The organism is Cyclobacterium lianum (assembly GCF_900143075.1).
Taxonomy (GTDB): Bacteria; Bacteroidota; Bacteroidia; order Cytophagales; family Cyclobacteriaceae; genus Cyclobacterium; species Cyclobacterium lianum.
On sequence record NZ_FRCY01000011.1, the window covers coordinates 1 to 26388 of the forward strand.

At 42.8% G+C, this 26388-nt stretch carries 24 protein-coding genes; 8 read left to right on the plus strand and 16 right to left on the minus strand.

The features are described 5' to 3' along the window. Positions 1 to 141: 141 nt before the first annotated feature. From BUB19_RS16415 to xerA, 9 genes are all read right to left on the minus strand, one after another. Complete coding sequence (locus BUB19_RS16415) at positions 142 to 1167, minus strand: restriction endonuclease (RefSeq protein ID WP_073095780.1); 1026 nt, start codon at positions 1165 to 1167, stop codon at positions 142 to 144. A gap of 441 nt (positions 1168 to 1608) precedes the next feature. Next, positions 1609 to 2961, minus strand: coding sequence for a TolC family protein (locus tag BUB19_RS16420; protein WP_073095782.1), 1353 nt, complete (start codon positions 2959 to 2961; stop codon positions 1609 to 1611). 8 nt (positions 2962 to 2969) lie between these two features. After that, the gene (locus BUB19_RS16425; protein ID WP_073095784.1) at positions 2970 to 6044 is read right to left on the minus strand and encodes an efflux RND transporter permease subunit; all 3075 of its coding nucleotides are present in this window, start codon (positions 6042 to 6044) and stop codon (positions 2970 to 2972) included. 2 nt (positions 6045 to 6046) lie between these two features. Next, a complete protein-coding gene (locus BUB19_RS16430; protein WP_073095786.1) occupies positions 6047 to 7075 on the minus strand; it encodes an efflux RND transporter periplasmic adaptor subunit in 1029 nt (342 codons plus the stop codon). A gap of 86 nt (positions 7076 to 7161) precedes the next feature. Next, entirely contained in the window at positions 7162 to 7758 is a 597-nt protein-coding gene (locus BUB19_RS16435) for a TetR/AcrR family transcriptional regulator (protein WP_073095788.1), read from the minus strand. A 433-nt stretch (positions 7759 to 8191) separates the two neighbouring features. Further along, a complete protein-coding gene (locus tag BUB19_RS16440; protein ID WP_073095790.1) occupies positions 8192 to 9181 on the minus strand; it encodes a DNA-processing protein DprA in 990 nt (329 codons plus the stop codon). A 14-nt stretch (positions 9182 to 9195) separates the two neighbouring features. Continuing rightward, positions 9196 to 9846 (minus strand): hypothetical protein, encoded by a 651-nt coding sequence (locus BUB19_RS16445; RefSeq protein ID WP_073095792.1) that lies wholly within the window; start codon positions 9844 to 9846, stop codon positions 9196 to 9198. Positions 9847 to 9849: 3 nt separating this feature from the next. Then, the gene (locus BUB19_RS16450; protein WP_073095794.1) at positions 9850 to 10443 is read right to left on the minus strand and encodes an HAD hydrolase-like protein; all 594 of its coding nucleotides are present in this window, start codon (positions 10441 to 10443) and stop codon (positions 9850 to 9852) included. Between the two features lie 147 nt (positions 10444 to 10590). Then, on the minus strand, positions 10591 to 12030 hold the full coding sequence (gene xerA, locus BUB19_RS16455; RefSeq protein ID WP_084097388.1) for a site-specific tyrosine recombinase/integron integrase: 1440 nt from the start codon (positions 12028 to 12030) through the stop codon (positions 10591 to 10593). Positions 12031 to 12126: 96 nt separating this feature from the next. Between xerA and BUB19_RS16460 the strand changes: the two genes are divergently transcribed. Further along, a complete protein-coding gene (locus tag BUB19_RS16460; protein ID WP_073096012.1) occupies positions 12127 to 12540 on the plus strand; it encodes a hypothetical protein in 414 nt (137 codons plus the stop codon). 13 nt (positions 12541 to 12553) lie between these two features. Here the strand turns inward: BUB19_RS16460 and blaOXA are convergent, their stop codons facing one another. The 3 genes from blaOXA to rimO all read right to left on the minus strand — a co-directional run bounded on the left by blaOXA (position 12554) and on the right by rimO (position 16440). Continuing rightward, positions 12554 to 13372 carry a class D beta-lactamase gene (gene blaOXA / locus BUB19_RS16465; protein WP_073095796.1) on the minus strand — a complete coding sequence of 273 codons (819 nt, stop codon included), beginning with the start codon at positions 13370 to 13372 and terminating at the stop codon, positions 12554 to 12556. A gap of 547 nt (positions 13373 to 13919) precedes the next feature. Then, complete coding sequence (locus tag BUB19_RS16470) at positions 13920 to 15083, minus strand: hypothetical protein (protein WP_073095798.1); 1164 nt, start codon at positions 15081 to 15083, stop codon at positions 13920 to 13922. A 46-nt stretch (positions 15084 to 15129) separates the two neighbouring features. Continuing rightward, the gene (gene rimO, locus BUB19_RS16475; protein WP_073096014.1) at positions 15130 to 16440 is read right to left on the minus strand and encodes a 30S ribosomal protein S12 methylthiotransferase RimO; all 1311 of its coding nucleotides are present in this window, start codon (positions 16438 to 16440) and stop codon (positions 15130 to 15132) included. Between the two features lie 346 nt (positions 16441 to 16786). On the opposite strand from rimO, the gene trhA reads away from it, so the two are divergent. Beyond that, entirely contained in the window at positions 16787 to 17434 is a 648-nt protein-coding gene (trhA, locus tag BUB19_RS16480) for a PAQR family membrane homeostasis protein TrhA (RefSeq protein ID WP_317041597.1), read from the plus strand. Positions 17435 to 18099: 665 nt separating this feature from the next. Continuing rightward, positions 18100 to 18492 (plus strand): DUF302 domain-containing protein, encoded by a 393-nt coding sequence (locus BUB19_RS16485; protein ID WP_073095800.1) that lies wholly within the window; start codon positions 18100 to 18102, stop codon positions 18490 to 18492. 45 nt (positions 18493 to 18537) lie between these two features. Here the strand turns inward: BUB19_RS16485 and BUB19_RS16490 are convergent, their stop codons facing one another. Beyond that, entirely contained in the window at positions 18538 to 19209 is a 672-nt protein-coding gene (locus tag BUB19_RS16490) for an FAD-binding oxidoreductase (protein ID WP_073095802.1), read from the minus strand. 114 nt (positions 19210 to 19323) lie between these two features. On the opposite strand from BUB19_RS16490, the gene BUB19_RS16495 reads away from it, so the two are divergent. The 4 genes from BUB19_RS16495 to BUB19_RS16510 all read left to right on the plus strand — a co-directional run bounded on the left by BUB19_RS16495 (position 19324) and on the right by BUB19_RS16510 (position 23107). Beyond that, complete coding sequence (locus tag BUB19_RS16495; protein WP_073095805.1) at positions 19324 to 20631, plus strand: MFS transporter; 1308 nt, start codon at positions 19324 to 19326, stop codon at positions 20629 to 20631. A 210-nt stretch (positions 20632 to 20841) separates the two neighbouring features. Further along, positions 20842 to 21447 carry an NADPH-dependent F420 reductase gene (locus tag BUB19_RS16500; RefSeq protein ID WP_073095807.1) on the plus strand — a complete coding sequence of 202 codons (606 nt, stop codon included), beginning with the start codon at positions 20842 to 20844 and terminating at the stop codon, positions 21445 to 21447. A gap of 77 nt (positions 21448 to 21524) precedes the next feature. Beyond that, positions 21525 to 22448: a LysR family transcriptional regulator gene (locus BUB19_RS16505; protein ID WP_073095809.1), complete on the plus strand. Its 924-nt coding sequence runs from the start codon at positions 21525 to 21527 to the stop codon at positions 22446 to 22448. 152 nt (positions 22449 to 22600) lie between these two features. Continuing rightward, positions 22601 to 23107, plus strand: a complete 507-nt coding sequence (locus BUB19_RS16510) for a hypothetical protein (protein WP_073095811.1) — start codon at positions 22601 to 22603, stop codon at positions 23105 to 23107. A 74-nt stretch (positions 23108 to 23181) separates the two neighbouring features. Here BUB19_RS16510 and BUB19_RS16515 read toward each other — a convergent pair whose 3' ends face one another. Genes BUB19_RS16515 through BUB19_RS16525 form a run of 3 tightly spaced genes read right to left on the minus strand, consistent with a single transcriptional unit; the run spans position 23182 to position 25118 of the window. Further along, positions 23182 to 24072: a DUF5777 family beta-barrel protein gene (locus BUB19_RS16515; RefSeq protein WP_245802879.1), complete on the minus strand. Its 891-nt coding sequence runs from the start codon at positions 24070 to 24072 to the stop codon at positions 23182 to 23184. Beyond that, positions 24073 to 24621, minus strand: coding sequence for a YceI family protein (locus BUB19_RS16520; protein ID WP_073095813.1), 549 nt, complete (start codon positions 24619 to 24621; stop codon positions 24073 to 24075). Further along, positions 24618 to 25118: a QcrA and Rieske domain-containing protein gene (locus tag BUB19_RS16525; protein WP_073096018.1), complete on the minus strand. Its 501-nt coding sequence runs from the start codon at positions 25116 to 25118 to the stop codon at positions 24618 to 24620. Before BUB19_RS16525 ends, BUB19_RS16520 begins: the two co-directional genes overlap by 4 nt. A gap of 169 nt (positions 25119 to 25287) precedes the next feature. Between BUB19_RS16525 and BUB19_RS16530 the strand changes: the two genes are divergently transcribed. Beyond that, complete coding sequence (locus tag BUB19_RS16530; RefSeq protein ID WP_073095815.1) at positions 25288 to 26253, plus strand: hypothetical protein; 966 nt, start codon at positions 25288 to 25290, stop codon at positions 26251 to 26253. The last annotated feature ends 135 nt before the right edge of the window (positions 26254 to 26388 follow it).

Sequence of the window (26388 nt, forward strand, 5' to 3'; positions counted from 1 at the left end):
TAACGGTTTGCATATGGCTTGTGGCGGTTTCGAAGCACTTTCCTGTCCACCGAAACCAAAGCTGGCTACGGAGCGAAAACCTTGCTGGCAGCCGTTCACCCGCCATAAGCTATATGCTGTGTTACCTGCTGTGTTTTCTTTTTATAAATTGGTATTTAATAAGTTAATTCCTGCATTCAAGAGCATTTTTGAAAATTCTAATCCGTCAATTAGTTGGATTTCATTTTCAGTTGCTATTTTCTCAGCTTCGTCATTGAAAGTGTCAGCTGATGTTATGACCCATGCGATTTTATTATACCCATCATCAATACTTTCTTTGTTTGTCTTGTAATCCAAAATTTGATTTGTTCCCCATTCGTTTATTTTGCCTTTTTGAAATTTAGCTTGGGTGTAAATTATCAATTTGATGTTTTCGAAAACAGCTACTATATCAGCGTCACCTTCTTTGTCTCTCTCATTCTTGGCTGGAATTGTAACTTCATTTGCACCAATAGTCTTAAAATAAGTCCTTACTAACTTTTCAAATTTATCGGGGTTCAATTCAGTCTTAATGGCATCCAAAACAAGGTTCGCTGTTTTTTCTACAATTATCGAATGGAGGTGTATTGGTCTATTCTCTATGTAATTTGCGATACTTTTTTCAATGCTTTTTTTCAAGTCATCAATCGAGCCGTTAGTTTGGCGGATTTTCATTCTTGATGTCAGCTTGGCATCCGCAAACTTTGCTCTGGATATATTCTTGTAAAGAATTTTCACCTTTCTGGCAAATCCCAAGTCGTAGGCTTTGCCATTTTCTGAGATAAGGTAGGTTCCATCAGTGGTTACCTTTTTATCTCCCCATGTTTTGAGGTCATCAGAATATGTCTCGCTTATTAATAAGGGTTTTTCGTCTATTATTTCACAAACAAAAAATGTTCCCCAACTTGGTACGATAACAACATCACCCTTATTGAATTTCAAAAATCTCCAAAGGTTATGTCTTGTCCGAGGAACTTTACCCCACATTTCTCGAAACTGCCCGTTGAAGTAGTTCCAATCATCTTCGAGTACTTTATCAATGAATTTATTATGGGTAAAGTCTGAAAAACCTATTGTCAAAAATCCTTTATCGAGTAATGGATATGATAATTCTGCGATGTGTGAAATTCTGTGTAACCAATAATTCATTTATGTCTGAGTTTAAAATACCTTTTCTGTCCTGTATTTTGCAAATGTCTAAAGTCAGTCCGTCAAAACGTGTCGTTGTTGTTTAGCACGGTCGTCTTTTTTACATAGCAGGTAACGGTTCGCAGCTACACGCAGGCAGGGATTTTCACCACTGAATTTCCTATGAAGAACTGAACTACAAATATAGCACTTTCCTGTCCTACGAAGCACAAATTCCCTGCTTGCGTGTAGGTGCTGTTAGCGGCTGTGGTTCTGTCGTTCGTGGTCTGTCGTTGTCAGCGTTGTTGTGTTTGTTGGGTTGTGTGTCGGGAAAAAATTAAAAAAAGAAGGAAAGGAAAAATTTTTATTGTGTCGGAAAGGGGCAAGCTCTTTTGCAAACTTTGGTCTGAGTATCGGCTTTGTGCGGTTTGCAAATGTCCTTGCCCCTGTGTTTCGGCATTTCTATTTTTGTCCTGTTACCTGCAAATAAAAAGTAAGCGCCAACTTGTATTGTGTTTGTGCATCTGTAAGCTTATCGGCTGTTTCGGTAACTAAGGCTTGTGCTTCCAATAAATCAGATAAAGAAACAACGCCACTATCATAACCTGTTTGACTTACTTTCAGGTTTTCTTCTGCTTGCATGGCAGTTTCTTTCATTATTTCTATTTGTTTCCACGTTTCGTTTACATCAATCCAAGCTTTTTCCATTTGCAGATTCAATAAGCCCTTTGTATCTTCAAAATTGTTTTCTGCGATGCGTTTATTGATGTTCTGTTCTTTGATGGTGTAGCTGCCGCCCCACCAGTTGGATATGGGGATGGATACAGATACATAAGCTAATCCGTTAGTGATATTGTCAACACCATTTTCCAGCATATTGATTTGATAGCCCGCCAATCCAACTGCGATTGTTGGCAGATTTTCTCCAGTTTTCATCTTTTTTTGTAGGTCTGCAACTTCTAGCGATTTTTCCAATAGTTGATATTCCACTCTTTGAGCTAATACATTCTGATTATCAACATAGTAGTGATTTGGATGATGGCTTACATCAATTTTTTCCTGCAAAACCAATGTGCTGTCATAGGGTATTCCTATGGTTTGACAAAACTGCATGGTCGCTAACTTCTTACCGTTAATTAATTTGTTCTTATTGGCTTCCAATTCGCTTTGTTTGATTTGCACTTTGAGCACATCATTTTTAATAATCAATCCGGCTTTAAAAGCATCATCTACTTGTTTTCTAATTCCTTTAAGTAACAATTCATATTTTTCAAGTGTCTTTTCCTTTTCCTGGAGTGAAATAAGTTGCCAATACTGCTCTTCGGTTTTAATCAAAACTTCATTCTCGCTAAGGTGCTGTTGCATTTCTTTCACGTCCACACCTATGGAGGCTAGTCGATTTCCATTACGGATTTGGCCACCTGCATATAAAGGTTGTGAAATATTTAAGACCCCAATTGCCGAACGCTGAAACATGCTAAGTTCAATGCCCGGGAAGTAGGCAAACTGGGTGGCTGTTGGTAAGTTAGCGGGATTTCCATCATATATGGGCAGATTGCCTTGTGGCAAATTAAACTCAATCAATGGGTCTATAGCCCTAAAACCCAAAATATTGGCGCTAACTTTTGGAAAATAGTTAGTGTATGCATTTTTTTTGACCTGCTTGGCAGCTTCTGTTTCCAAAGTACTGTTTTGTAATGCTTTGTTATTTTTCAAAGCAAGTGCTTTACTTTCTTCAAGTGTTAAGTAAGTTTGTGCATTTGCCGAAAAAAACGATAAAAAAAACAAACTGGCTATTAATATATTTTTTTTCATAATATGTTTTAATTAGCGTAATTGTGTTTAAATAATTGCTGATAGGTTACCGGCAATACTATCAAGGTAAGTAACATAGAAACTAGTAATCCGAAACAAACTACTGCACCCAAAGGACCCCACAAAGTAGAGCCACTTAAAATCATGGGGACTATCCCTACTGCTGTGGAAAATGTGGTTAGGAAAATAGGAAGCATTCTTCGTTTACCTGCTGTCAGGGCTGCTTCTGTTAAATCCATGTGTTCTTTTATGCGTAGCTCCTCAGCATAATCAATTAAAATGATTCCATTACGAACCACAATACCCATCAAACTCATAATACCTAGGAATGAAGTTAAGCCAAAAGGATATCCGGTAATAAGTAAGCCTATGGCAGCACCTAAGAAGCTTAGTGGCATGGTAATCATCACTAATAAAGACAATCGTATTCTTTTAAGTTGAAACAGCAGAATGAAAAAGATGAGCAAAACACCAGCCGGTAGTGCTTTAGCCAAGGGTGTATAGTTTTCAACCTCACTTTCTTCTTCTCCTCCATAAGTCAAATCAATGGTATTGCCTATATTAATTTCATTGATCTTTTTCTTCAAATCACTTAAAACCCGGTAGGGTAGTGCATCTCGTTTTACATCTGCTCGCACGGTTATTGTTCTAGTGCCATTTCTTCTCACAATCTGCCCTTCGCTCCAATCTGTTGAAATGTGGTTGGCTAGTTGTCGAACGGGAACTGTAGCTCCTGTAAGATTTGATGTTACATTTTGATTGGCAATATCATCAAAACTATTTTTTTGCTCCGGCTCGTTTGAAACAAATACTTTCACGGGATAGTCACCCTCCCAAATTGTACCTATTGGTAGTCCGGAAATTCCAACTGCCAATGAAGAGGCGATGACTCCTCTTGTGATGCCCAGTCGATTTGCAGCTTCATCATTTATATCTATACTAATTCCTTGCCGTGGGTTTAAATAATCTGTTCTGGCCCAAATCACATTTGGATTTTGTTCCATTACACTTTTCACTTCAAAGGCAACACGTTTTATCGAATCTAAGTCATCTCCTGCAATTCGTACTTCAATAGGTGCAACTGTACTCATCATGTCTAGTTGCTTCATGCGAACATAGGCGTTTGGGAACGAATTGCGGTAGTTGGTTTCGTACTCTCCCAAAATGGCTACCGCATCTTCCTGTGTTTTTGTATTAACCACCATCTGAGCGTAGTTTTTAGATGGGAAGTTAGGCGCATAAGTAGTATGAAAACGAGGAGAACTTGTACCGATAAATGCCGCTACATTTACCACTCGTTCATCATTCAGCAGCATTTGCTCTAAACTATCCGAAACAAATGCGGTTTGTTCTAAGGTGCTTCCTTCTGGCAAGTAGATTTCTATTGCAAACTGATTTCTTTCAACTTTTGGAAAAAGTTGGCGAGGCAACAATGCAAATATTACTACACCCAAAATTACCGAACTCAAACCTATGAAAATGATTGATTTAGGAAAACGAAATGCCAGCTCTAACGTATTGTCATAAAGTTTTTGTAATACATCTAAAAGTGATTTTTTCTGTTCTTTTTGATTTTCCTTTTTAAGGCCTTTTTTGATGAAAACAGAATTAAAATAAGGCACTAATAAAAATGCAATCAATAAAGATGTGATCAATGAAACAGCGATAGTTACGGGTAAAGCCCACACAAAATCACCCACCATTCCTTCTAAAAAAAACACTAAGGGAACATAGGTAGCAATAATTGCTAAAGTGGCTGATAGAACGGGAACAAATAACATTTTAGCACTTTTCCAAGCAGCCTTCCAGGGATTTGCTCCGTTGTCTAATAAATTTAAATGCCCATCTATTACCACTATGGCATTGTCCACTACCATTCCCAAAACCACGATAAGAGCGGCTAACGAAACGGTATGCAGTTCTACTCCAAAAATATTTAGAAAGAACAGTGTAATAAAAATAGTGATAGGTATAGTCACCCCAGCTACAGCGGCTACACGAAAAGGTAAAAGCAAAAAGGTAACTAAAATTACTGCCGCAATGGCAATGTAAAAATCCATCATAAAATTGGAAATAGCATTGGAAACAGCTTTGGGCATATCCGCGATTTTATCAATTTTGATGTCAGGCGAAATTTTCCCTTTCAATTTTTCCAGAGATTTATCTACTGCTTCTCCAAAAGCGACAATATTATTTCCAGGTTGCATTTCCAAGGAAATGAGCACACTGTTTAAGCCATTGTTTTTTATATATGAATCGGGGTTGGGAAATTCGCGAACTACCCTTGCAACATCTTTTACACGTATTACATTGCCTTGTGGGTCAGTATAAACAATTTGGTTTTTGATATCTTCTTCGCTGCTGTATGATGATGATATATGAATCGGGCTGATTAGCTCTTCAGTATTCAAGTCTCCGGAATTATAAACTGCCCCCTCTAACTGTGCTGCAATTAATAAACTTAACGGCTTTACCCCATAATATGCCAGCTTGTCATTATCAGGATAAATGGAAATTTGCTCTTGTACCAAGCCTAAATTTTTGACTTTTGAAACGGCTTTTATTTTTCTAAATTCTCCTTCAATAATTTTTAATTCATGGGCTAATTCTTTATAGTTTTTACTATCGGAACGAACTGTAAGTAGCAAGGCAGAAGTGTAGCCAAAATCATTATTAGCCATTAGGGCCAATACCTGTGGCGGTAATTCTAATTTGAGATCATCCAATCCAAATTTTATTTTATCCCAAAATGCATCAGTGTCTTTTACGCGATTGTTAACCTCTACAAAAACTATCAACATCCCCTCTTTTGAGATAGAGTACGTTTTTTCTCGATTTACCTCTTCAAAACCGTAAAGAAAACTCTCTACTTTGGTGGTCAGCTGCTCTTCAACTTGCTCGGAAGTTGCACCGGGATAAATACCTACAATCAGACCTTGCCTAATAGTAAATTCAGGAAATTCATTTCTGGGCATGGTCGTCAAAGAAAATATACCAAGTAAAACTAAAATACTTGTAATAAGTATGGCTATTTGATTATGCTTCATAGCCATTTCTATAAGATTAAAACCTTTTCTTGACATAATTAATTAATTACTTTGACAGGTGTTCCCGTATTTAATTTTTGTTGGCCGCTAATAATAACTTGAGCATTTGATGGAACTTCACCCGAAATCAAAACCTTGTTTTCAATTAGTGAGATGGTATTTACACTGATTTTCTCTGCTCTTCCGTTTTTTACAATAAAAATGAACTGTTCACCGTCTAAATCCTTCTGTAAAGCTTTGTTCGAAATGAGTACGCCAGATCGATTATCGTTTGGTTTAGTGGTTACAGAGCAAATCATACCGGGCTTGATTAAACCATCTGTATTGTCCACTTCAATTCTTACCGGGTAGGTATAGGATAATACATCTGCCTTTACACCTATTTCCTTTACAGTACCTGTTACATTTTTATTGATGGCATTAATGGTAATTTGCGCATTCTTCCCTTTTTCGAAGTAGCTTATTTCATTTTCGGAGACAGGAATTTTGATGAAAACTGATTCTATATCCAAAAGCTCCATCACCGGTTGCGTAGGAACCACATTCATCCCTACTTGTGCATAAATGTTCCCTATTACACCATTTTCAGGAGCATATAAATCGCTATCTTTTATTCCCTTTTTAGCAATTGCAACTGCAGAATTTGCCTGAGCAAGACCGGTTTCCGCTTCTACCCATTGAATTTCCGGGAGCGTCCCGTTTTCCTTCATGGGCTTAAGTCTGTCATAGGCATCTTTTGCTCGCCTTTGCTGAGATAAGGCGGCCTCATAAAGATTCTGGGCAGTTGACGGATCCGACTTAGCCAACAATTGCCCTTTTCTGACTTCATTACCGTTCACCACCCTTATCTCCATTAAGGTGCCACCATTGATAAAACTCAATGCCGTTGTTTTTTTTGCTTCAACTACACCAGAGTAGTTTATATTTTTTTGACCTCCATACTCCACTGGTAGCTCGGTCTTCACATATATAAAATTTTCTATTTCAGACATTTGTTCGCTCTCCTTTTGTGAACAACTAGCAAAGGCAAGTAGTCCCACAAGGACAATTACTTTAGTTATATTCATTTTTTTTTATATTTAACGTTTAGACTATTTTAGTTTTTCGGTCTAAAAAAATGGGTAAAAAAATGCTTCTTAAAGCATCGAATTTTTTATCTCCCGATTCCTTTTAATAAAAACTCTGTGAACAAATCTGCTTTTTCAACTAAGTGCTTATTTTTTTGGTGTGCAATAAAATCCATTTCTATACCTCTTATGCAACTTACGAGTAGTTCGCTTATACTTTCAATTTCATGACTGATCTCAGATTTAAATAAGTTGCTTTCAACACCTTTTGCAAGAATGAAACTTATCAGTTTTTTTTCCTCATTGTCATATCGGTTTCTCAGTTTGCCAAATTCTTTATTCACTTTTCCTTCAAAATCATTTTCTATTGCAAAACGATAAAGGTTTGTTTTGTCTTTAAGTGTTTTGATTCTAATTACCATATAGGCTTTCAACATACTCACTGCATCCGATTGCTTCGTTACAGCTGTTTTCACTGTATTAAAGAATTCATCTATTTCAAAATTGATTACTCTGTCAAATATTTCATCTTTGTCCTTGAAATAGTAGTATAGCGTACTTTTACCTTTCCCAGCCGCCTTGGCAATATCCTCCATGGTAGTCTTTTTTAGACCATATTGCTGCATCAGGCTTTTAGCACTATTAATGATATCATGTATGACAATTTCTTCTTTATCCAACATAAAACGATTCGACTATTTTGGTTTTTTAGTCGGCAAATGTAAAAACATTTTTTTGATTGTGCAATTTTTTTTTGCTTTTTTTGTTTTTACCTGTATTTGTGGGGTGGATTGGCTCTTTTGCAAACTTTGGGTGGTGGGTGGGCATGGTACGGTTTGCAAATGTGCCAATGGCGTTGGCTAAAAATTTTTTCCTGCGCGGTGGGCTTTTTTTAAATTGTTCGTGTCGGTCTGAGTCGTTTGGTCGGGTGTCTTGCTGTCGGCTGGGGTCGTCCTACCATTGACGCTAACGGTCTCGTGTATGAGCAGTAGCGGATTTTAAGCCCCTAAACTGTCGAATAGCACTGAACTTTGATTTATAGTTTTATGTTTAAAAATAGTACTGAACCCGCTATTGCTTATACACAATGTTAGGTGCAGGTGTTTTTCTATTTTTTTATCCGAACAGGTCTCTTTGAATTTCAACTTTCCTTTTATTGCTTGATTTAATTTTATCAATCATTTCTTGTAATGTCTTTTGGGTCAAAATAGTAATGTCTTTCTGTTCAGAAATTAATTGTCTGTTTAGGTCAAACATTGGGTTCTCCAAATCAGCACTTTGGTCATACATTACAGCTCGGGGAATATTGTAATCTTTCGCAAAACCCATAGCTAATCTTGCACCACTATCTAATTTTTGGTCAAATATTTTCCAACGCTGTGCTGAATCTTGAGCATAACTTGCTGCCAAAATAATGGCATCACAAAAAAGTGCTTGTAATCTGTCTCTGTCTTTGTATCGACTGCTTAAATCCATTGCAGATTTATGTTCGTCATAGTATTCTGTAATCAGAAGTCCACCTTGTTCAAGAATCTCAAACGCTAAACCTTTATTTTTTGCAGGCATTATTTTTGAGAGTGGACTTGGTAAAATTGCAACAGTTTTTCCGCCAATCAACGCTTGTTTGTGAGCAATACTGTCACAGCCAAAAGCCAACCCACTAACTATTGTAACATCTCTTTTTACAATTTCTTCAACTATTTTTCTTTCTCGAATTTCAATCGTTTCGTCTGGGTTTAATAGACCAATTACGGTTATATTGTCATTTTCAAGGTCTAACAAACTCAAATCGCCTTTATAAAAAAGGAAAATTGGTCTTTCGCTTTCCTTGACTGTTCCTCTATATTGAGGGAAATCTTTATCACCAATAGCAACAACACCATCACAGCTATCTTCAAATCTTTCAATTTGATTAATTATTTGACTTTTTTCAAATTCAAAATCATTAACTGTTATTACTTCCTTTTGTTTTGATTTACTATTTATCAACGAAACAATGCTTTCAACACTTTCATTGCCTTTTAAATTTTTGACAATCCAAGCTCTACCAATTCCTTTAAAAGTTTTAGCTGTTATTATATTTATTGCATTGTCTGTGTACTTCATTTTATGTAATTTTATTAAAGTATAAAGTCAGGTTCTTTATGGATTGTCTTACCAATGGCATAAAAAGTTACTGAATTTGCTCCACAATTTAGTAACGCTTGAATCATATCCTCATCTATATTTACTGTCTTCGTATAAATATCGTCAATTAATAAAATATCTATACCATTGATACTACTTGAAAAATTGCAAGTGTCCGAACTTATTCCTGGATATGGCGTTTCTCCATCATTTTCAAATCCCTCAATTGGTCTTCGCAAATGTGTTGTTTTAGTGTTAGAATGACGTTCAATAAAATTTGTTCCATCTATAAAATCATTTCCTAACTGATTAACTGCATTTCTTACAGTTGCTTTAAAAAGCAATTGATTTGGAGTATATGTGTTATCAGCTTTAGCTCTTGGAACAACACAAACGGTTGGTTTATTAGAATTTACTTGTTCTAAAATGTTTGGTAGGTCGTCAAGAAGAACTCTCAATAAGTTTCTTTGAGCACCTTGAAGTTTAGAATCCCACCATTGAGAACGGTCATTTTTTAATGTCAGTAAATAAGTTGGATAATTTTCAACCTCATTACGTCTTTCCCAACCTATATAATCGGTATAATAGAATGCTTGAATGTCCTGATTTAAGTAGTTATTTCTTTCAATGGTAAATGGTGTCATATTCTAAAGGCTAATAATGTTTTTGAATGGTATTCCTGCATCTATAGCATCATCAATTTCCTGCTTCTCATTTTCAAAAGCAATAACAGTTTGAGCCGATAGGCTCAAACTGGATATTGCATTTTTATATTTGTTCGTTCTGCTCTCGCTGTCAGAAGATTTTCGGAAAAGTAAGTCATTAAATTTGTCAAACAGATTATGATAGTTTAGTGTCGTTATTGCTCTGTCTTTTCTACAGTTTGTTACTAAAACGGTTCTGTTGGTATTTTGAAATTTGGTTAGAATATTAGCAACCTTGTTATTTAGTTTTGTTTTTGGCAAAAAGTCTTTATAATTTTCTTCTTTAAGTTCGATTATCTTTTGATATTGATTTTCGGTTAAATTCGATACGACAGTTTTTAAAGTTGTTCTATTAAATCTTTCGTTGGGATTGAATTCTAATTTTTGGTCAAGTTTAATAACCGATTCAATTGCGTTTTTATAAGACGAAAAATTTGCCAAATCTGTATCTATCAAAGTTCCATCCATATCAAAAAGCAAAACGACTTCCTCATTTTTAATTCGTTCAATAATATTTTCGATTTCATTGTCATTCATTTTGTTTCTGCGGTTCGTTCCACTTGCACCTAACTATTGGCTAACCCCTGCCCTTGAGGTTACTTCCCTTTTGGCCATGGGAGTTAAATCCCCTAAATATATAAAAAATCCAATAAAACTCAACTAGCTTTTTCATTCCCATTCATCTTAGCTGTCCAGCATATCTCCGGGAGATACAATCTGCCCCAGCTGCTTGCTGCTCACATGCGTATATATCTCCGTAGTCTTACTGGAATTGTGCCCCAAAAGCTGCTGAATATACCGCAAATCCGTACCCGCCTCCAGTAGATGCGTGGCAAAACTGTGACGGAGCATGTGAGGGGTCACCCTCTTCCCAATCCCCGCGGCACCGGCGTACTTCCGGATGAATTGCTGAATACTGCCGCTGCTGTACATGCCGCCAAATTGCCCCTCAAATACATAGCCTCCTTCATCCGGCCTCCTGATATAGCGTTGCAGCCGTTCCAGGATGTTTGACGGGAGTAAAGTGTAGCGGTCTTTCTTTCCTTTCCCCTGTTTTACTCGTATCATTTTCCGGTCCGGCTCGAGGTCCTCCTTTTTAAGGCGTATCAACTCCCCTATTCGCAATCCCCCTCCATAAAGCAGCATCAGTATCAGGTAATGCTTTTCGTTTTCCATACCAGCTTTTTTGAGCAAGGCTTTTACCTCTTCCTTGCTCAATACTTTCGGAAGCTTCTTCTCTTTCTTTGGCCTGCTGATATCATTAAGAACCAGCTTCCCTTTGCCCAAATGAGTAAAATACAATCGCAGCGCATTTACAGACTGATGGATAGAGGCGGAAGACCCTCCCCGGGAAGCCCAATCTTCATGGTACTGGTTGATGTCGGATATCTCTATTTTTTGGATGTCTTTATCCAGCCAAGCAGGTTCGTTGATAAAGCGCTCGATCATTTTTTTATAGGTTACCACCGTTCGGGTACTGTAATTTTTGGCCTGCATCATCTCCAGAAAATCCACCTGACAACTTTTTCTATGACTTCCCTTGTCCCACTGGGCCTGGTAGTGCTGTAGCAATTCCATGTCTTTGATCTTTATTCCGTTGCGGAAATTTAACAGGGCTATTCCTTTAAGATTCCGGATAAGTATCTTGAAATCAGCGGAATCGTTTTTGCCCACAAAGCAGCGGTATTGTTGACTCCATTTTAAAAACGATTGGCTTTTAAGGAGTTGGTAGATGGGCTTGCTGTAGGAAAAGGAGTACCTGATCATTGTATGCCCCTCGTGTACTATAGGCATCGCCCATAAGGTAGGCAAATCCCTCCCATCCCCACTTGCCCGACTTGTTGAAACTGGCTTGAGAACTTCACACTCCGAAGAATAGATCACCGGTTCACGGTTCAGGTAATACGTATTTACCAGAATGTCGGGAAGACATAACTGCCTGAGCAGTTGAAGGCTGTGATCCGAATAGTCCATTTCCCAGCGGCCCCGATCCGCCTTGAATTCCAACCACGCGTGACCGGTAACCTTGCTTCTTAGCGGATGGCCTGCTTTTAGCCAAAAATACACCCTTTCCTTGTTGCTCTCCTCACAGAAATTCAAATAAATGGTGGCTTTCTTTTCCATTTTGATCCTTTTTTTGTGGTAAAAAAAAGAATTCTAAAAATAATTTCCGTATTATTACACGTGTATAAACGTTTATACTTGTTTAATAATACGGATATGGATCGAAAATGCCCCGAATGTGGAGACGTTATCCATGGTAGAGAGGATAAAATTTTCTGCTCGGACCAATGCCGCTTTCAACGACATAACCGAAACAAGCGGAGAAGTGAAAAAACCATTCTGGACATCAATAAAATACTTCGGAAAAATCGGCGGATCTTGCAAAACCTCAACCCAATAGGACTTACGGCTGTTCGCAGGGAAATCCTCACCCGGCAGGGCTTTGACTTCAATTTCTTTACCCACCAATACGTCACCCAAAAGGGCAATTATTATTATTTTTGCTACGAATACGGGTACGCCTATGCCGAAAAAGAGAAAATCAACGTGGTGACCTGGCAGGAATACATGAACCAACAGTTGGTCAGGTACCAGATTACCATCGACGATCCGGAGACCAATCGGCCATAGCTGCGCCTTTCCCCTACAAAAACCCCAGTACCCGCAGTACCTCCACCGTCACCCCTTTCCTGGCCTGTAAAAAATCAGTATCAGTGGTGCCCGGCAAAGGTGCCAGATTGCTGGCAAAAAAATATACCTTCCCCGCTTTTTCCAGATAACCCACAAACCAGCCATTATCCACGCCCTGATCTACCGACCAGCCGGTCTTCCCGCTCAGCCGGTAGCCTTCACTTTCCTCGATGACTATCATTTCACGAAATGTCTCCATGGTCTCCGGAGCCAGATCCAGCTCGCCAGCATGCAGGCGCCGCAGAAAATCAATTTGTTCCAGGGGACTGATCCGGGAATCGCCCCGCAGCCAGAATTGATCCAGGTTTTGCTCTGACACATCCATGCGCCCATAATCCAGATGTGCCAGGTAATTCATCATCCGCTTCAGCCCGACCTGCCGGGCGATTGCCTGGTAACAGGGCACACAGGACAGGTGAAAGGCCTGCCTGAACGTCAAATCCTGCTCCCATTGGGACATGGCTCTCTCCTCACCGTTCCAGGGAAACACCGTGGTCTCATCTTCCACTATGCCCAATTCCAGGGCTATCAGGGAATGGGGGATCTTGAACGTAGAGGCGGGCAACTGCCCCTGCTCCGCCAGGCCAAAGTCGTTGGAATACAGCCTGCTGCCCTGAAAATCAGCCAGCAGCAAAACACCATTCACCCCAGCCGAATCCAGTATCTGCTGAAAATCCGGGCGCAAATGCTTTTCCAACAGCTCCTGGGCCTCCACCTGCAAAACAAGGCCCAAAGTCAGGAGCATTAGGTTCAAATATTTTTTTCCAAACATGAGCTAGCCGTTTTACAGACGCAATAAATAAAAGCATTTTGAAATTACCCGCAGGTTTTCACAAAAATGAAAATTTTATTTTTCCTCTATCGCTGGTTTTAAACCCTGATACACCGAACTTTCCTGAATTCCTGGATTTTTAAAAAATTTATTCATCATCCCGATTTCTGCATTATTAAAAAATTTCGTTTTCGCGGTTACAGCAGCGTCCGAAATTTGTAAAGATTTTAAAAAAGTAACAAAAAACAATTTGATATACAGAAAGCCACAGAGAAAATCGCCCTTTCCCCCTTAAAAGGGGGAATTCGTTACAAATATCCGAAAGAGCTGCCCGTACACTATGGGTATAAAACGATTGGACGATTACCCAATAAAAGTTGAATAGGTGTCATTAAAAAAATGAGAATGATTATCTTCAATACCGCTTTCGGTAAACCCTGCGAAAGCAAATTCCCTTTTCACTTAGGAAGCAGGGCTTGCCCCGGCAAAAGTCGGGAGGGATTTGCTGAAATGGCAGTAGAAACCAGAATTGGTACGCTCCTGCAAGCTACTTGAATACAGGATGCCTTTCAAAGGGCTTCTCCCGGTCAAACAGGTAGCGGTAGGTATGGTGGGTCTTGTAGATAGAAGCGTTCAGCTGTTCGCATACACGCATCATCTTTGGATTAAAATCCCCGATCCAGTTCATTTCAATGGTTTTATAGGAGAGCTTTTTCTCGGCAATATTATCCCGGTATTCGGTGATCATGGCACTTTCCACTCCCTTGCCCTGAAATTCGGGCACCACGCCAAATACCAGCCCCAGCATCTTGTTGGGAGGATTGAAGGTCCTGTTCCAGAGAAACTTCAGCTTGCCCATCAGGTCAAGTCTACCGTTCACGTATTTAAACAATTGGTTGATCTCCGGTATGTTGATGAAAAATGAGACAGGCTCCCCCTTGTAAAAGCCGAAATAAACCAGATAGGGGTCAATTACCGGCTTCATCTTGGTCAGCATCAGCCTCGCCTCCCTTTCGGAAATGGTTTTGCCCATATGCCGGGCCCAGGCCTTGTTGTACACCTTCATAAAATATTCGGGAAATTTCTCCCAGAGCTCCTTACCTTTCAGATAGCGAAACTGAAAGTCTTCGTCCTGCAGGATAGTTCTGGCCCTTTCCTCCATTTTGGGGTCCAGGGTCACCCCCCTTACCGGACGCATATAGGTATACTGGCGGAAGTAGACCTGAAACCCATAAGCCTCGAAAAGCTCCCGGTAGTAGGGAAAATTCCAGTACATGTTATAATTGGGTGGCGCATAGCCGTCCACCAGCAGGCCCCACCATTTGTCCCGCTCTCCGAAATTGACCGGGCCATCCATGGCTTCCATTCCCTGGGCCTTCAGCCAATCCCTGGCGGCATCAAACAGCATAAAAGCCGCTTTCTGATCATTGATGCACTCGAAAAAACCCATGCCCCCGGTCGGCTGCTTTTCCTTCCACTTGGGATTGATAAAGGCGGCATTTCGCCCGATGGTATTGCCCTCATCGTCCAGCAGCAGCCAGCGAATGGCCTTTCCGCCCGTCTTGAATAATTTATTGGTTTCGGGATGAAATAGATCTTCTATATCCTTGTCCAGGGGCCTGATCCAGTTTTCTTCATTGCGGTACAGCCTTGCGGCCATTTCTACAAACTCGGCCTGCTGGGCTTTGGTGCTCACTTCCTGTAGCTGCATGGGGTGATTTCAGTTTGGGTTTGGTTCACAAAAATTACAAACGGGCTCAGACCAGCTCTCCGTACAGGTCAAATTCAGAAGCAGAGTTGATCTTTACCGACACAAAGTCTCCGATTCTGCAGTAAAACCTGGAGGCGTCGATCAGCACCTCATTGTCCACCTCCACGGAATCGTAGGCGGTCCGTCCTACAAAATGCCCGCTTTCCTTTTTATCAATAAGTACCTTGAAGGTTTTGCCTACCTTTTCCTGATTCAGCTCGTAGGATATCTGTTCCTGTACCTCCATGATTTTATTGGCCCTTTCCTGCTTCAGCGCCGCCGGTACATGGTCCTCCAGGCTGAAAGCATGCGTATCTTCCTCGTGGGAATAGGTAAAAACCCCCAGCCGCTCAAACCGCATGCGCTCCACAAAGTCGAGCATTTCTTCAAACTCCCGCTCTCCTTCGCCCGGATGCCCGGCGATAAGGGTAGTCCGGATGGCTATATCGGGTATTTTCTCCCGAATGGCTTCGATCAGGGCTTCCTGCTTTTCCCTGCTGGTGCCCCTGCGCATGGTTTTCAGTACGGCAGTGGATCCGTGCTGCAGGGGAATATCCAGGTAGTTACAGATATTCTCCCGCTCAGCCATCACATCGAGTATATCCATGGGGAAGCCCGTAGGATAGGCATAGTGCAGGCGGATCCATTCGATCCCCTCCACATCTGAAAGCGCCCGCAACAGGTCTGCCAGCCGCCTTTTCCTGTAGAGATCCAGACCATAATAGGTCGAATCCTGGGCTATCAGCAAAAGCTCTTTGGTGCCCATGGCCGCCTTGTGCCTGGCCTCCTGCACCAGCTCCTCAATGGGCCGGGAAATATGGCCTCCCCGCATCAGCGGGATGGCACAAAAAGAGCAGGGGCGGTCGCAACCTTCCGATATCTTCATATAGGCATAGTGCGCAGAATGGCTCAATAGCCGCTCCCCTACCAATTCGTGTTTGTAGTCGGCCCTGAACTTCTTCAGCAGGGCGGGCAGGTCCCGTGTACCGAAAAAAGCATCGACCTGGGGAATCTCCAGCTCCAGATCGTCCTTATACCGCTGGGACAGGCAGCCGGTCACATAGACCTTGTCTACCAATCCCTTTTCCTTGGCGGCAGCGTACTCCAATATGGTATTAATGGATTCCTGTTTCGCATTGTCTATAAATCCGCAGGTATTGATGATAACGATATTGTTATCAGCTGCATTGGATTCATGCCTGGCATCAATGCCGTTTCCCTTCAGTTGGCTGAGCAATACCTCTGAATCCACCAGGTTTTTGGAGCAACCCATGGTGATGATATTGACCTTATCTTTTTTGATGGTTCTTGCTTTCATAATATCCCGTAAAAGTACAAAAATAACCATAGAACGGGCCATTAAAAAATGCTTTCCTGGGATGTTACTGAATTATTAATCCGGCAGGGATTAAATAATGAATCCTTAATGCTGCTTTCTCCGGGCGCAAAAAATTATGACATACTTTTGAAGTAGTAATACAGCGACAATTTTTTATTACTCCTTACAACATTTTTCCGAAAGGCCCCGGTGTCCACCGGGGCCTTTTACTTATCAGATTTACCGAAAGGATTGGAGATAAAACTTTATCTTTGGTCATTATTTTGACGAAAAAATAGCTGATCTGGTCGGAATGAAATCTGGTCCCATTTGGTTAGATGAGATAATGATGACACAAAAAGGGGAAAGGAAACAAAGCCTGGAGGAAGAGTTTGCCAACAGCATTACCCACCTGATTGGTATACTTTTCAGTATTGTTGCCATATCGCTGCTGGTGGTGTTTTCGGTTATGAATGGCACAGCGATCCATGTACTGAGCTGCAGCATATTTGGGGGCACCATATTGCTCATGTACACCTTTTCTACCCTGTATCATGCCATCTCTTCGTCGCGTATCAAGCCCCTGCTCCGGACCTTTGACCATATCAGCATTTATTTCCTGATCGCAGGTACCTATACGCCCTTTTTGCTGATAGGTCTTGGAGGTACAAGCGGATGGGTTTATTTTGGTATCATCTGGGGTTTGACCCTGGTGGGCCTGGTATTCAAAATTTATTATACCCACCGCTTTTCCAGATTTTCCCTGATCCTTTACCTGAGCATGGGCTGGCTCCTGATATTTTTTATCCGCCCTCTGATGGACCGGCTCAGCCCGGACACCGTCCTGCTGCTGGCTGCCGGAGGCCTGGCCTATACCGCCGGCGTCATCTTCTATACGAACAAAAGGATGCGCTACGCGCATGCCATCTGGCATTTGTTTGTTTTGGCAGGAACGGTGTTTCACTTTATCGCGATCATGTGGATGATCAGCTGAGCGGGAAAAATCAGGATAAAAGGGGGATTGCAATCCCGCGGTCAGATAAAGAGGGGTTTGCAATCCCAATACCGGATTCGAATTTGTTTTACCTGATAGCAAATATTGACAGGCACCTCAGCAGGATTGTAAATCCCGTGGTCAGATAAAATGGGATTTGCAATCCCCGGAATGGTCTCGAATTTGCTTTAGATAGGTGTAATTATTGATGTGCACGATAGCAGGATTGCAAATCCTGCATCATCTGAGTTCGGGATTGCAAATCCCGAACAGCTCCTCGGGATTTGTAATCCCGTGGTCAGATAAAAGGGGATTTGCAATCCCCGGAATGGTCTCGAATTTGCTTTAGATAGGTGTGATTATTGATGTGCACGATAGCAGGATTGCAAATCCTGCATCATCTGGGTTCGGGATTGCAAATCCCGAACAGCTCCTCGGGATTTGTAATCCCGTGGTCAGATAACAGGGGATTTGCAATCCCCGGAACGGTCTCGAATTTGCTCTACACAGGTGCGATTATTGATGTGCGCGATAGCAGGATTGCAAATCCTGCATCATCTGGGTTCGGGATTGCAAATCCCGAACAGCAATGTGACCAGGGTCACTGAGATTTCTTGTGAAAAGGCCTACATTTACCAGCAAGCAATCAAAAAAAACAACACATTATGAACTACCACATGGATAAAATACTGGAGGCAGCTTCAATGGAGCTTGTCAGGGAAAAAGTCACCACCGCCTTAAAAGAAGAGGGTTTTGGTGTATTGACGGAAATCGATATCCAGGCCGTCATGAAGAAAAAGCTGGACAAAGAGTACAAACCCATGCTGATCCTCGGGGCCTGCAACCCGGTCTTTGCCGACAAGGTGCTTAGTATTGACCCAAACATGACTGCCATGCTGCCCTGCAATGTGAGCATACGGGAACTCTCTGAGGGGAAATTTGAAGTATCGGCCATTGATCCGGAAGTGGCCATGGTGCCGCTTGGCAATGAAGCCATCAAGCCGCTGGCAAAAGAAGTAAAAGAAAAACTGCATCGGGCTGTAAATGCCCTGTCCTGATACGAAAAGGGGATCTTCAGCGCTGAAGATCCCCTTTATTTTTGGCTATTGCTCAAACACCAGCGCATCCGGACTGGCACCCAACTCTCTTAGTGCCTTATCCACCGCTTTCATAAATCCTTCCGGACCACAGATGTAGAAATGCTGATTTTTAAAATCGTTGATCTTATCCTTTAGGTAAGCCTTGTCTATTCTCCCCCGGTCATAAGCCGTATCCGGCTGCTTTTCGATGATATTGTGAAATTTATGACCCAGGATGGTCTTCAGCTCCTCAAAAAGAATAATGTCTTCGTTGGTCTTATTGGCAAAAATCAGCTCGTTATTACCAATTTGGTTTTTCTGTCTCAGATCTCTGAAAATAGAAATAAACGGCGTCACTCCGGCTCCCCCGGCAATAAATACACCTTCACCCTTGTATTCAATGGCTCCCCAGGCATCGCCGATTTCCACATGGTCGCCCACACTGGCATCTCCCAGCCTTTTAGTAACTCCCTCATGATCATCGTAGGTTTTGATGGTAAACTCCAAAAAGTCGTCCTTTGGCAGACTGGTAAAGGTGAAGGGACGTTTTTCTTCCTCCCATCCCTCCTGCAGCAGGCTCAATTCTGTGGCTTGCCCGGGCTTGAAACTGTAGCCCTTCGGCTTTTCTACTTTGAAGGAGTAGGTATCGTGTGTAACTTGTTTCTTTTCTAATATCTGTAATCGGTAGGTATCCATTTTTTAAAAGATTTTGAAAGTTTATGTTGAACTTAGTGACCGCAAACATTAAACCAACAAGATAAAATTCGGTTATAAATTTTACTTTTAAATTATATCTGATTTTCGATTATAATGAGCAGAAAGCAGGAAATAGCAGAAAAAACATATGAGTTGATTACAGATGAGGGTGAATTGCGGGTTTGTGACAATATATCCGAATCGGCCTGTAAAGAGACCCCTTTTAATTTTTTTAAAAATATCTTTAGCGGCACCCTGTCCAAGCTGTCAGAACAATTGGTCAGCCCGGGTACCACCCTTCCCTGGATACTTTCTGCACTGGGCGTTCCCAATGCTTTTGCAGGAGCGCTTGTCCCCATCAAAGATGCCGGATCGCTGCTCCCGCAATTGTTTGTCTCCGCCAAAATCCGCTCCTTTCCCCGGCGAAAGTGGTTTTGGGTAATTCCCGCATGGACACAGGCGCTGGCACTTGTCGGGATGGCCTTTGCCGTATTGAATTTTGAGGGTGAGACCGCCGGTTGGCTGATATTGCTTTCCCTGGCGATATTTAGCTGCTGCAGTGGAGTGGCCAGCATTGCATTTAAGGATGTGACCGCCAAAACGATCCCAAAAGGCAAGAGAGGGCAAATGCTCGGCCTGCGGGCTACGCTCGGAGGTGTATTGACGCTACTGGCAGGAGGAATTATTCTGGCAGATCTGCAGGAGATTAATGAGCGAAATCCACTTTTCCTGCTCGTACTGGCCGGTTCAGTGCTTTGGTTCATTTCAGGCCTGGTCTTTAGCCTGATCGCAGAGGAAAAGGGAGCCACCTCCGGCGGAAGGACGCCTGCAGCCGAAATCCGCGCTGCCCGGAAGTTCTGGAAAGAGGATGCCAACCTGCGCAGGTTTATTTTTACCCGGGGACTCCTGATGGCTATACCTCTGGCACAACCCTTTTTTGTGATCCTGGGAAAGGAGCAGATCGGCGATCAGGTCAGCACGCTGGGCCTTATGGTCATTGCCGCCGGTATTGCCAATGTGATCAGCAGCCCCTTTTGGGGTAGGTTTGCCGACAGATCCAGCAGGAAAATGTTGGTCTTTGTAGCCTTGCTTGGCGCTGCCAATATCCTGCTCATGTCCCTTTTCCCCCACTGGCCGGAAGGATTGCAGAACATGTACGTTTTTGCATTTCTTTTTCTGGTGCAGGTGATGGCACATGGAGGTGCCCGCCTGAGCCGAAAAACCTACCTGGTAGACTTTGCACCCGACAAGGAAAGGGCCTCCTATGTGTCTCTGGCCAACACGGTCATAGGTATTTTTACGCTGGCAGGCGCCGGCCTGGGTGCCCTGGCCGGTAGCATAGGTGTACAAATCACCCTATGGGTATTTGCCGGATTGCTGCTGCTGGCAGTCGCCCTTGGAAGCCGCCTTAGCGAAGTCTGAATTACATACATTCACTATTCCGATAAACCCGAAAATCTTATTTTTCAACCATTATTTGATAGATCCTTATTTGGCTTACAACCTACAATATTTGTATTTTAATATATTTTTTCTATTTTTTCATTATTTTATTTTATTTAATACATAATTTTAATTACTTTTCACTGTGTTTTGCCACAATTGGCAGATTTTTGGACAAAAGATAGGAAGATGAGGGACCTTGTGATTTTGGGTGAAAGCAAGCTGGCCAGAACCCTGGGAAACCGGTACATGGGAAGGGGTATCAATGTGATTTTTGGTGTCAAACCTGATTTTGAGATTACCGACATTGAGTGGAAGATTTACAACAAGCTCATGGACAAAGTGCTGCCTTACGAGGAAGCGATCGAAAAATCGGATGTCATTTTTATCTGTTGTGAAAACGAATGCCTGGAGACCATCTGCGGGCTACTGCAAAATCAGAACAAGGTGATCGTAGATTGTACCAACGGAGCCTTCACTGCCGGAATAGCCTCCAATACCCTGGCGATCAAAAAACACCTCGAAGGCAGCCACCTGTTCAAAGCCTTCAACAATCTGGGGCTGGATTATCCCAGCTCAGATCCTCTCGGGATCATTCAGGAGACCTACTATTGCGGAGATGACAACGAACACAAGCAAAAAGTAAAAAAATGGATTGAACTGGCGGGATTCAAGGCCATTGATGCAGGTGAATTCGAAAATGCCGGCCTCCTGGAGGCATTTTACCACCTCAAAATGAAAATTTCCAACCAGCAGCAGAGCAGCAATTGCCATTTTAAATTGATATCGGTTTAGCGCACATCCTGCCAAAGACTTGAAAAAAGATTTTTATATTAACGAAATTTAATATTCAAGTCTAGCCATCATTAGCAATGCATTATACACTTAACCAGCTTCAGGTGTTCCTGAAAGTCGCCCAGACGCAAAGTGTCACCAAAACGGCCGAGGCACTCCACCTGACTCAGCCGGCCATTTCTATTCAACTCAAAAATTTTCAGGATCAATTCGACATTCCGCTTACCGAAGTGGTGGGAAGAAAAATCTATATTACCGAATTTGGTAAGGAAATCGCACAGGCAGCAGAAGAGATCATCAACCAGGTCAACGCCATCAACCAGAAGACGCTCCAGTACAAGGGGCAACTGGCGGGCAGGCTGAAGATCACTATTGTATCTACTGCCAAGTATGTCATGCCCTATTTTCTCTCAGACTTCCTGCGACGCCATCAGGGCATCGAGCTGCTGATGGATGTCACCAACAAGTTGCGCGTGATCGACAGTCTGGCAGACAATGAAGTGGACTTTTCTATGGTTTCCATTTTGCCGGAGAAACTGCAACTGGAGCACATTGATCTGATGCCCAACAAACTGTACCTGGTGGGAAGTGCAAACGCCCGCTATGATGAGACCAGACCGCTTTCAGATCAGCTGAACGAACTCAACTGGATCTATCGGGAAAAAGGCTCCGGTACCCGGCAGATGATGGAAGCCTTTGTAGAACAAAACCACTGGACCATATCCAAGAAACTGGAACTCACCTCCAATGAAGCGGTAAAACAAGCCGTGATCGCGGGCCTGGGGTTTTCCATCATGCCTTTGATTGGTATCAAAAATGAATTGAATAACGGGGATCTGAAAATTTACCCCATTGAGGGCTTGCCGCTGTCTACCATGTGGCAACTGGTATGGATGAAGGGCAAAAACCACAATCCGGTCACAAAGGCCTTTTTGAACTATATCAGAATGGAAGCACCCGCTATCATCAAAAAGAAATTTGAGTGGTATATCAAATACTAGTTCATTCCCGCACATTTGACACATACAGCTATCCAACACTTCCCCATGCAATTGGCTTAATTATTAATTTAATTTATGCTTCAAATAAGAATTATAAATTTTCATTTATGAAATAAGGGGTCTAATTTCGCTGCGAACAAAAATTAATTTCCATGCAGAAGAATCTATATTTGGTTTGTCCGGCGAATCACCTGGAAGCATTTCTACAACAAAAGTTTGGCACCGACCATTTTTTCCTGACAGCGCTGGGAAGCGTATTCAGGTTTGATGAAGTCCGGTTTGTGGAGCAGGTGGCGGATTTCCTGATGCAGGGTCGCATCGATCAGATCCTGATGGTGCAGGACCTGAACTGCCCCTTTAAAAACCGGATCATCAACCACGAAAAGGGACTCAGTTGCTATGCCGAAGAATACCTTTTTGACCTGTATATCGATCATTATTATCAGATCAATCAATGCGCATCCCGGAGGGAAAAAGCCCGGAAGCTGGCTTTGGTCCACTCGCGAAATCTGGCCCAAACCATCTATCAACACCCGCTGCTGGAAGGGCCCGTGAAACAGCAAGGAATAAAAATAGTCAGCTTGCTTATAGACTGGAAAAGTAACCTGATCGAGAAGGTGGCCCATGCTACGCAGCTCGAAAACGTAGTGGTGCATTAGCTGGCTTTGAGCATCTCCACAGCTTGTGCTCCCGACGTCTGACTGCACCGGTTGAACAGCCAATTTGCATGAGATTACCTGGATCTGGTACCAAAGATGCGGTTGACATTGAACCCCAACCGAAAAGCTTCACCCGGTACTCCATTTCCACCGGCCAGCAGGTACTGTTCATTCAGCGCCGGAGAGGTCACAAAATACATCTGGAAAACATGTCCCCCAGCTTCAATATCAATACCAACACCTACATTGCTCCTCAGATCATTGTTCAGATTGGGGATCCACTGTAATGTCAGCGAGCTTTTGCCTGTAAGCTTGTATTTTCCGGAAAAACCCAAAGCCAGGTAAAGCTGCTGGTCACCCTCGATCAGGTATGCAGGGTGGGGCGCTTGAAAATAAACCAGTGATGGACTTAATTGCACACTGACTCTGTTGGAAAATTTTCTGGCCAGCAGCAATTGAACCGCATAACTGCTCCGTTCCCGAAAATCCGGGGCCTCCTCCTGTAGAAAGGTGTAATCAGACGTGTTCACCCCCGCAGCAGCCACCATCGACAGGGAAAAGGGCATGGATCCGGTTTTTGTCTGCTTCAACAAATGATACCGGCCATACAAATTGTAAAATTTATCCCTGCCTGACCTGGAAGCTCCCAATGAGAAATTCGCGTCAAAGGCATACTCGAAGCTAAATTGAATATTGGCACCATTGTCCAGCCCATACAGGTTGCGAATGCCGCCACTCACCGGCCCAAAGGTATGCATGATGGCAAAATGCAGCGTTTTTTCTTCCAGAGGTTCTACAGTGAGCAGGTTGATCTGCCGCGGAGCATGAAAGATCAACTCCACTTCCGCATCCGGGTCCAGCAGTTTCCGCTCCAACTGCGCCATGGCCATCCCATCAAACATGAGGATTCCCATGAAAAGCAGCACACATTTATCCAGGTAATAATTTCTTATTTTTTCCATCATCTATCTGGTCAATCTGGCGTTTATTTTCACTTTCTGGATTTCCGACAATTCGTAAAACATCACCTGAGGTATGGCAATATCAAAATCTCCCAGTTTCACCTCAAAAGTGGCCTCCAGCAAAACTTCGTTTCTGCCCACCTGCGTAAGGGTACCCCGTACTTCCATTTCCTTTTCCTGTCCGTGTATTTTAAATATCCCGTCTGCCATTACCTCCATGGACTGGTTTTGCTCCAGATTTACTTTTTCGCTCAACTTACCTGTAAACTCAGCAAAAGGATATTGATCGGTCTCCAGATAATTGTCGCGCATATGCCTGTCTCTCAGTCCGATACCCGTCCTTAGACTATTCAGGTCGATGTAAAAGTCCAGCAGGTTCTGCTCAAAATCGATCAATCCATGTAGTTTGTCCGACTTTCCGGTAAATTCATTAAGTGCTGCCTGAGACAGAAATTCTACTTCCCCCGCAGTCGTTTTGAACTCCTGAGCACCGGCCCTGCTTACCACCAGCAGGTAGATCAGGGGTATCAACCATTTTCTTTTCCAACTCATGACAAGTCGATGATTAAATTTCCTTCTGCCTGAGACAGGGAATAGGTCTTCAGTGGCCTGGTAGCCGGACCATTGATTACCTTACCCTGCGTGTCAAATCTGGACCCATGGCAGGTACAGGTAAACACCTGATTGCCGAAAGTCCAGTTGCGGTCGCACTGAGAATGTGTACAGACCGAAGAAAGGGCATTGTACTGACCTTCCAGATTCACTACAAGCAACTGTGCTTCCCTGATCAACATCCAGCCACCCGAATCCCGCAAGGCTTCATTCCTGGCCAGATCGATGGTAACTTGTTGGTTGCTGACCAGAATACCGTTTCCGCTATCGTTCTGACCATCATCCGGTAGCATGTCTTCCTCGTCTGTACATCCGGTAAAAAATGCTGTCCCAAAAATGGACATGACCGATATTGAACCTGCCCGGCTAAGAAAGTCTCGTCGTCCTTTCTGCAGTCTGCCCCGCTGTACCTTCTGTATTTTTCTGTTTGTTTCCATGGACACATTTACGCACATAAGGAGTTGGGCAGATTGCTATCCTGCAAAAATAAATTGGTTCTGACCGAAAAGGCAGTGCGGAATTCAATCCTGTCCTGGAAAATCTCTTAATTGCCAGTTGCATATTCCGGAAGCTAGCCTTACTTTTCGACAGTCAATCTCTGCTACCATGAAAATCCCTGCCTTATTTTTGTTCTGGATCATGCTGCTGCGCCCCATTATCAGTCCCGCACAAGATGCCGGTACAGCAAGGCCTGCTGATTTTAAACAGGCGTTCGAGGCTTTACCTTCCTCTCCTGAGACAATCACCCTCAAAAACAGTATAACCTTTGACCAGGAAGGAGGGCACCTGCAGGGCATTCAGCTATATGAAAAAAACACCCTGTACCTGAGCGGCAGTTCGGCCGGATACAGTTATATGGCAACTGCCAAACTGGACGAGCGGACCATTATCGCCATAGATACTTTATTGCCCTCTCCCCTGCGGCATGCCGGGGGATTTCAGGTTTACGATCATTATTTGGCCGTGGGCATAGAAGACAATCACAAAAGAGACCTGTCAAGGATAATGGTCTATGATCTGAAAAACGAAGCCCCCTGGCAGTCTCCCCTGGCCAGGGTGGAGAGAAAAGGAGCGCCTGAGCAGGTCACCGCCGGTGCGGTAGGGCTGACGGCGCATCAGGACAAAATGTGGCTGCTGGTAGCCAATTGGGACAGCAAGGTGCTGGATATGTACACCTGCCCCCGGCAGCAATTTTACGGCGGGCAGGCAGAGTTTCGGCTGCACATAAGCTTTGAAATGGGTCAGCAAGACCGTGAAAACTGGATTGATCCTCACTGGCTATCCTATCAGAACCTGAATTTGTTTACCGACGCCCGGGGACAACTGTATGTGGCAGGAACCGCTCAGGCACCGGACGGAAAGCAGGTAGCTGAGCTTTTTCATCTGAATCCTGATGCTGCCCATCCAGCTATTGTTAAAATTTCCAGAAAGGTTTTTGAAACCAGTGAAACGGTCAATTTTAAAGCAGCTGCCGGACTCCAGGTCACGCATGACGGCAGGCTCTTGCTTTTAGGAGCTCCCTATCAGATCCGGGATGAGACGACCATAGAAATGTTCATTCAGAAGAAATGAAGTCTGGATCCTACTTCTGGCAGGGATCAGGGAATATTTTTAAGAAATCCCGAACCCATCGGAAAGTCTTTTGAATTTTATTTGTTTAGAAATGTGCTTGCCGGAATGCAGGATGCTTGCCTAATTTACGGCCTC

Excerpts from the sequence above, each read along its gene's own strand:
- BUB19_RS16415 (WP_073095780.1), bottom strand. The coding sequence starts at position 1,167 with ATGAATTATTGGTTACACAGAATTTCACACATCGCAGAATTATCATAT.
- BUB19_RS16420 (WP_073095782.1), bottom strand. The coding sequence starts at position 2,961 with ATGAAAAAAAATATATTAATAGCCAGTTTGTTTTTTTTATCGTTTTTT.
- BUB19_RS16425 (WP_073095784.1), bottom strand. The coding sequence starts at position 6,044 with ATGTCAAGAAAAGGTTTTAATCTTATAGAAATGGCTATGAAGCATAAT.
- BUB19_RS16430 (WP_073095786.1), bottom strand. The coding sequence starts at position 7,075 with ATGAATATAACTAAAGTAATTGTCCTTGTGGGACTACTTGCCTTTGCT.
- BUB19_RS16435 (WP_073095788.1), bottom strand. The coding sequence starts at position 7,758 with ATGTTGGATAAAGAAGAAATTGTCATACATGATATCATTAATAGTGCT.
- BUB19_RS16440 (WP_073095790.1), bottom strand. The coding sequence starts at position 9,181 with ATGAAGTACACAGACAATGCAATAAATATAATAACAGCTAAAACTTTT.
- BUB19_RS16445 (WP_073095792.1), bottom strand. The coding sequence starts at position 9,846 with ATGACACCATTTACCATTGAAAGAAATAACTACTTAAATCAGGACATT.
- BUB19_RS16450 (WP_073095794.1), bottom strand. The coding sequence starts at position 10,443 with ATGAATGACAATGAAATCGAAAATATTATTGAACGAATTAAAAATGAG.
- xerA (WP_084097388.1), bottom strand. The coding sequence starts at position 12,030 with ATGGAAAAGAAAGCCACCATTTATTTGAATTTCTGTGAGGAGAGCAAC.
- BUB19_RS16460 (WP_073096012.1), top strand. The coding sequence starts at position 12,127 with ATGGATCGAAAATGCCCCGAATGTGGAGACGTTATCCATGGTAGAGAG.
- blaOXA (WP_073095796.1), bottom strand. The coding sequence starts at position 13,372 with ATGTTTGGAAAAAAATATTTGAACCTAATGCTCCTGACTTTGGGCCTT.
- BUB19_RS16470 (WP_073095798.1), bottom strand. The coding sequence starts at position 15,083 with ATGCAGCTACAGGAAGTGAGCACCAAAGCCCAGCAGGCCGAGTTTGTA.
- rimO (WP_073096014.1), bottom strand. The coding sequence starts at position 16,440 with ATGAAAGCAAGAACCATCAAAAAAGATAAGGTCAATATCATCACCATG.
- trhA (WP_317041597.1), top strand. The coding sequence starts at position 16,787 with ATGATGACACAAAAAGGGGAAAGGAAACAAAGCCTGGAGGAAGAGTTT.
- BUB19_RS16485 (WP_073095800.1), top strand. The coding sequence starts at position 18,100 with ATGAACTACCACATGGATAAAATACTGGAGGCAGCTTCAATGGAGCTT.
- BUB19_RS16490 (WP_073095802.1), bottom strand. The coding sequence starts at position 19,209 with ATGGATACCTACCGATTACAGATATTAGAAAAGAAACAAGTTACACAC.
- BUB19_RS16495 (WP_073095805.1), top strand. The coding sequence starts at position 19,324 with ATGAGCAGAAAGCAGGAAATAGCAGAAAAAACATATGAGTTGATTACA.
- BUB19_RS16500 (WP_073095807.1), top strand. The coding sequence starts at position 20,842 with ATGAGGGACCTTGTGATTTTGGGTGAAAGCAAGCTGGCCAGAACCCTG.
- BUB19_RS16505 (WP_073095809.1), top strand. The coding sequence starts at position 21,525 with ATGCATTATACACTTAACCAGCTTCAGGTGTTCCTGAAAGTCGCCCAG.
- BUB19_RS16510 (WP_073095811.1), top strand. The coding sequence starts at position 22,601 with ATGCAGAAGAATCTATATTTGGTTTGTCCGGCGAATCACCTGGAAGCA.
- BUB19_RS16515 (WP_245802879.1), bottom strand. The coding sequence starts at position 24,072 with ATGATGGAAAAAATAAGAAATTATTACCTGGATAAATGTGTGCTGCTT.
- BUB19_RS16520 (WP_073095813.1), bottom strand. The coding sequence starts at position 24,621 with ATGAGTTGGAAAAGAAAATGGTTGATACCCCTGATCTACCTGCTGGTG.
- BUB19_RS16525 (WP_073096018.1), bottom strand. The coding sequence starts at position 25,118 with ATGGAAACAAACAGAAAAATACAGAAGGTACAGCGGGGCAGACTGCAG.
- BUB19_RS16530 (WP_073095815.1), top strand. The coding sequence starts at position 25,288 with ATGAAAATCCCTGCCTTATTTTTGTTCTGGATCATGCTGCTGCGCCCC.